The 3,468-nt window shown below is 44.4% G+C and carries 4 protein-coding genes; 1 reads left to right on the plus strand and 3 read right to left on the minus strand.

The genetic code is table 11. The features are described from left to right. Positions 1 to 227 precede the first annotated feature (227 nt). From JW499_RS21310 to JW499_RS21320, 3 genes are all read right to left on the minus strand, one after another. On the minus strand, positions 228 to 1,121 hold the full coding sequence (locus tag JW499_RS21310) for a hypothetical protein (RefSeq protein ID WP_205212473.1): 894 nt from the start codon (positions 1,119 to 1,121) through the stop codon (positions 228 to 230). An 18-nt stretch (positions 1,122 to 1,139) separates the two neighbouring features. Then, positions 1,140 to 1,844 (minus strand): hypothetical protein, encoded by a 705-nt coding sequence (locus JW499_RS21315; protein ID WP_205212474.1) that lies wholly within the window; start codon positions 1,842 to 1,844, stop codon positions 1,140 to 1,142. Between the two features lie 63 nt (positions 1,845 to 1,907). Next, positions 1,908 to 2,390, minus strand: a complete 483-nt coding sequence (locus JW499_RS21320; protein ID WP_205212475.1) for a hypothetical protein — start codon at positions 2,388 to 2,390, stop codon at positions 1,908 to 1,910. A gap of 629 nt (positions 2,391 to 3,019) precedes the next feature. Here JW499_RS21320 and JW499_RS21325 point away from each other — a divergent pair. After that, positions 3,020 to 3,274, plus strand: a complete 255-nt coding sequence (locus JW499_RS21325; RefSeq protein WP_205212476.1) for a type II toxin-antitoxin system Phd/YefM family antitoxin — start codon at positions 3,020 to 3,022, stop codon at positions 3,272 to 3,274. Positions 3,275 to 3,468 lie beyond the last annotated feature (194 nt).

The raw sequence follows: 3,468 nt of genomic DNA on the forward strand, positions 1-3,468 counted from the left end.
AGCTCAGCCTTTTCTTCTTCAGTAAGCACAATAGGGGTGGCAATTCGCATGCGATAAGTCCGATTCTCTCAGGGTATTTGAGCTGAGGATACATTAAGAATCATCAAGAGTGAAACACTACACTAGCGTACCTCTCACATACCCCCCAGCACCATCAAAAACTCAGCAGACTTTTTCTAGCAAGCGACGAAGTCGCGTCTAACGACTAACAAGTCACGCAGTGACGTCTAGCCACTCTCGTGCTGTTTACGAGCACATGCTGCCTCTGTAGAGGCACTAGTCATAGAAGCTTCTGTAGAGTGTGCGATAAACCATGACCTTATATCGCGTATCACAACATACCCACATGTTTGATCGACAACAGCCCCTCTGACCACCTTTGTACCAAAATGCTTTTCGACTAAATAGGTCTTATCTGGGGTGTTAATGTCTGCGTACTTACCCGTTAGATCAGCCCTAGCAATTCTGAGAGAAGTATCCAGTAGCGTAGATATGATGCCAGATAAAAGCTGTTTATCTCCATTAGCTAAACGTTCACTTTGTGATGCGCTGAGTTTCGGGCTGAAAACCTGAACGAGATTCTGATAAGTCGGCTTATCATTTTCTTTACTACCATCAATCCAGACAATGGTATTCAGAGAGAACCTATCCATTGCACGAGATGCAAAGAAGATGGGCTTGATATTAACTACCGCCACCGAAGAGCTGGTTTCAACCTGGCTACTCAGACCAGAATCCGTTTGTTCGAGCAAAGCTAACAGGTCTATCCCTTGCGCCAGGTTAATCAGCATGGATATTTCCCCGTTGGCTTTCTCCTGAGCGGCAGAAAGTTTTTTATTTCTTTGTGAGTTTACTAATGATGCATGCGTTCCAATCTGAGCCAGGAGCCCAACAAGACCGGCACCGCCCTGATACATCATTGGAGATGACGACGCTGTATCATCCTTGGCATAAATGCCACGTATATCAACTGACGAACTATCGACCAGAACAAACTTAAGGTCGTTTCCATCATATGATTCAGCTCTGGTATTTACGTGGGTCGTATAATCATCCCGATAGGGTGCGCTAACGCACCCGTTCAAGGTAATGAATATTAACGCAGCTATTAACGCTCGCATTCCGAATCTCACTCTTTATTAGAATGATTTATCAATTTTTACCTTAACATTTTCGACAGCCTGATAATAAGCAGTGGTTACATTGGGATAATCTGGTGCTTCATCCCATGGACCTCCTGGCTGTACCTTCGCATCAATTTTCAAATACTGAAGGTATTCATTACTATTAAGATCTACAGAATAGAGCAAGCCCGCAAGGTAACCTTTAGGGTCGCCATTTGGAATGTAGTTACTAAAGCTGCGGAAGGCGCCATAAGCCTGTAAGTCAAGCACCACAAGTACATCAATATCTAACTGACTTTTAATATCTCTTAAGTCTTTATCTGCAAAGCCTAGCTGATCCTTGAAGTCTTTGAAGTCGTCTAATGGGGTAGAAAGCTCAACCATCTTCACATTTTGAAAGCGAGAAGAGTATTTAGAGTAAACCTGATCTTTGATAGCATCCAGCTCTTCGGTAGAGATAGCACTTTCAAGATGTGTGTCTAACCCACTGGTTAATGCTGACGCGACTGCATAGCATAAAAGGCAGTCGGCCCCCAAAATATGAGTAGTTGCCTTATCTTTAGGAGGAACATAGTAAATACCGATTTTAATGTCATTCTCAGACAGAGTATTGGCATTTAAATATAACTCAGGTTGTGGTGGTGACATTGCACAACCAGATAAAAACGCGATCAGACAAAAGCCAAGCAGATACCTGATTTTAATACGAAGACTTTTCATTGGTTTTCCTTAAAAAGTTGATTTAGAAATACTAAATTATTAATAAATTTGATCTGGTGCTATTTAGCACCTGGTCAAAACATCGATCCTTCCCTCTGGAATCACTCCATTTTCAGAGTTTAAGCTGTCAAACATAATGCGAGATTTAATAGCAGGTTTTGTGTTTATCTTTTCCAAAAATGGCAAAGTAACGTTTTCATCACTCTGGGGCTTAGCCTTCATCGGACGTAAACACTCATTCCAGGCTAACGCTCCAGTCTTAAAGACTCTATTGGCGGGAATGACGGTCTGGCTGGAGCTCCCGCAGACCAGTGACGGGAGTTGCCCTATGCCATCGAGTGGATTCTGTTTTATTTCTGTATCGATCACTTTTAGCAATACTTCGTAAAAGGAGGGTTTCTCAGGGGGAAACAGCGGGCTATTTTTCCGACAGACTAATGCTAAGCGGTCATCTACATTGAATGAACCGAAGCCTCTCAGGATTTGAAAAGAACCATTAAGAATGACTACCAGGATAAAAAACAGCAAGAAGAGCAATGCATCCATATTACATCCATTTCAGTGAGACGCCTTGCGTCTATTTCCCCGGGTCTTCATGACCAACAATATGATAGAGCGAACAATTTGGTGAAGAGTTATAAAACATTTAGGCCGAATTTACTACGTGGCCAGGCTTAACTCAACCCCGAAAGACAACAGAGCCACTACGACCTGCCCAAAACGAGCATGGCCTTTTGCTCTTTCGAGATAAGCAACGAGCAAGTCGCGAAGTGGCGTTCAGGCAACGGCTACTCTCCTATCGGCACGAGGTACCCAGAGGGCATACCAGCGTACCTCCCACATAATCCCAGCACCATCAAAAACTCAGCAGGCTTTTTCTAGCAAGCGACGAAGTCGCGTCTAACGACTAGCAAGTCACGCAGTGACGTCTAGCCACGGCTACTCCCCCATCGGCACGAGGTACCCAGAGGGTATGCAGCGTGTCTCCTACAAAACCTAGCCGTGCATTCATCCCGCAGGCTTTTGATTTCCGAGCCATGAACAACGAGCCAGTCGCGCAGCGACGTTCGAGCGACGGCTTTTCCATCAACATTAAACATAATTTCCGTTCTGGTCACTGTTCGTGAGTCGACCTATAATGCTCAAAATGATCAATTTAATTATTGGATGCGGTTATGGAAGTGTTAAACGCCAGTGATGCCAAACGGGAATTCGGCGAGCTGATTTTAAAAGCCCAAAATGCCCCTGTTGGCATCAATAAAAACGGTAAACCTGTCGCCGTTGTTGTCTCTGCCAGAGAGTATGAGCAACTCAGGACTCTGCAACAGCAGGCGCTGAAAGCTGAGATTGAAGCAGGCCTTGAAGATATTAAGCAGGGTAAAGTCAGCTCCGGATCTGAAGTTATCAACCGGTTAAGGCAGAAGTTTTAGGAGGCGACTATGATCTACATAACCAGAACGTCGATTCGCGACTGCTAGACCGCAGAACAAGTTCGGCTAGCTAGTGTAGTGTTTCACTCTTGATGATTCTTAATGTATCCTCAGCTCAAATACCCTGAGAGAATCGGACTTATCGCATGCGAATTGCCACCCCTATTGTGCTTACTGAAGAAGAAAAGGCTGAG

Origin of the sequence: Amphritea pacifica (genome assembly GCF_016924145.1) — a bacterium.
GTDB classification, from domain to species: domain Bacteria; phylum Pseudomonadota; class Gammaproteobacteria; order Pseudomonadales; family Balneatricaceae; genus Amphritea; species Amphritea pacifica.

What these genes read in the sequence shown, in the direction of transcription:
- JW499_RS21310 (WP_205212473.1), bottom strand. Translation starts at nt 1,121, where the DNA reads ATGCGAGCGTTAATAGCTGCGTTAATATTCATTACCTTGAACGGGTGC.
- JW499_RS21315 (WP_205212474.1), bottom strand. Translation starts at nt 1,844, where the DNA reads ATGAAAAGTCTTCGTATTAAAATCAGGTATCTGCTTGGCTTTTGTCTG.
- JW499_RS21320 (WP_205212475.1), bottom strand. Translation starts at nt 2,390, where the DNA reads ATGGATGCATTGCTCTTCTTGCTGTTTTTTATCCTGGTAGTCATTCTT.
- JW499_RS21325 (WP_205212476.1), top strand. Translation starts at nt 3,020, where the DNA reads ATGGAAGTGTTAAACGCCAGTGATGCCAAACGGGAATTCGGCGAGCTG.